This is a genomic window from Streptomyces sp. UW30, from assembly GCF_008042075.1.
GTDB lineage: Bacteria > Actinomycetota > Actinomycetes > Streptomycetales > Streptomycetaceae > Streptomyces.
On record NZ_RDBN01000159.1, the window covers coordinates 1 to 2204 of the forward strand.

The window sequence follows — 2204 nt, forward strand, 5'->3', positions numbered from 1 at the left end:
CCGCTGGGTCGAGCGCATCAACGGCGAAGGACAGGACGCCCCCGGCCGCAACAACAACTGTGTCGACGTCGCCCTGTCCACGGTGGACACCTACGCGGGCAACCCCACGGCAGCGGCCAGCCGTACGCCGGATCTGGACGCGGACGGCAACCCCTCGGACCGCGGCGAGAAGGGCGGCCGCGACCGCATCGAGAACACGCTCGGCGCCCGCTTCAACGACATGGGCAACGGGCGCGACGCCTTCAACCGCCTGGAGAACACCCTCCGCGACAGCGGCCACGGCTCACAGGCCGTGATCATCACGCAGGACGCCAATGGGCGGGCTCACGCGTGGAATGCCGTCAACCACAACGGCAAGATCACGTACATCGACGCGCAGACCGGGCAGCAGAGTTCGAAGCCGCTGCACAGCGGGAACAACGGGGTCTTCGCGATTCCGCTGGACTCGAACCGGCAGCCGGTTACCCCGGACAGCGGTGGCCAGTCCAGGCCGGACTCCGACCGACAGGCGCCCGAGACAGCGAGCAGCCCCGATCGTCGACSGTCTGAGGAACCGGCGGGAGCCCCACAGGACTCCGATCCCGACGGCACCGACGAGAAACCTCACCCCAGGGACGATCCGCAGCGCACGGAACACCCCCGGCTCACCGAGCCGGAGACCGTCGACTCTTCGCACTACGGCATGAACCCCATGCCGGACCAGCAGAACGTGCGGCAGACGAACGATGTCCGGCAGCTCGACATGGACCCGGTCCATCAGCAGCTGAACGACTGGCTGGACCCGGTTCCGAACGAGGACGGCACCGGTACGCGGGTTCCGCTCGTCGACGCCCTGCGGTCCTGCAGTCCGCCGCGCCCCGAGGACCCCAACCACGAGCCGACGATTCTGCGGCATGACGATCTGGTGAGGATTCTGCCGGGCTTCGAGGACATGCACCCCGGGGAACGGGGAGCGGTGATCGCGTCGCTGGCTCGTCTGAGCCTGAATTTCCATGAGTCCCACGCCGTGAGTGCGAGCCCGGAGTCGCTGGACGGCTATCCAAAGCCAGCGATCGCGAAGCACGCTAAGGCGAACTGGGCACCATCGCGGCGAGACGATGAAATTACGGCAGCACTCATAAATGACCTGGGTGGAGTTGCCGCGAGCATCAATGACGCAGGAGAGCATCGCCCCGACTTCACCGGACGCAATTACGCCGCCGTCGAGGTCTACGACCCAGTAAGCAAACAAATAAGCTACGTGGTCGACAGCTCTTACCCGGGAACGGACAACAAGCATTCCGAGAAGAACATTCTGGATTACTTGGACACACTCAACGAGCAACGTGAAGAAAATGCGCAATATGAGCCACTGAGCATGTACACCGACCGTGAGCCATGCGGCAGGGGTGGGGGATACGCGAACTGTGCCAAGTTGATTTCGGATAGAATGCCGGGCGTCGATGTGTTCTACGGAACTGGTTATCGCAAGGAGGCGGATATCGTGAGCCCCGAGGACGTACCTGAGAACCAGAAGACGCATAAGCGGCAGTTCGAGGACGATCTGAACAAGAACCTTAAGAGACTCGGTAAGGTGTGGATCCGCGCCATGACGCATGGCGGCCTGCAGAGCACCGGCTCAGAGTGATGCTCTTCACCATGAATGGATGTCGCCCACTGTGAATTCTCACCTCAACCCAGAGGAAGCCTCGGACCGGATCAGCTCACAGCTCGCTAAACTTCCACCCAAGCGGGGAATTATCTACGTCGACGGCCCCTCCGGAGCCGGAAAGACTGCACTTCTAGCAGATTTCGCCGCCAGCACCACTGGGGCCGTGCTCGTTGATGCTACGGGCCGCTCCGCGGAAGAGGTGGCGGATCAGGTGATGCGGGCCATCGGTGTTTCATACGGCGATTTCCGGAGCATCCACGCGCTCACCAGTCTCGTGGACGATCTCGTTTTCGACAGGAAGTTCGACCCGAGAATCGTTGTCGTGACCAATACTCAGTGGGCAGGGAAGAGGCGGTTCACAGATGAACCGCTGGGCGTCGCTGCCGGCGGGATCGTTGGAGCGTTCAGTAGGCGCTCCAAGGAGACCAACATCAAACTCGTGGTCGAAGTCGACAGCGAGGTGTACGACCTCAGCCCCCGGAACCAGAACCCCATCCCGCATCACCTGATCCGCCACCTCTACCGCGGAGCGGCCCGTAGCATCAACGAGCAC

General features: G+C 62.8%; 2 protein-coding genes. Both read left to right on the plus strand.

Annotated features, from left to right (window positions below):
* A partial coding sequence (locus EAO75_RS45170) for a toxin glutamine deamidase domain-containing protein (protein ID WP_222724053.1) occupies positions 1-1627 on the plus strand: 1627 nt, incomplete at its 5' end.
* Between the two features lie 19 nt (positions 1628-1646).
* A partial coding sequence (locus tag EAO75_RS45175) for an ATP-binding protein (protein WP_222724054.1) occupies positions 1647-2204 on the plus strand: 558 nt, incomplete at its 3' end.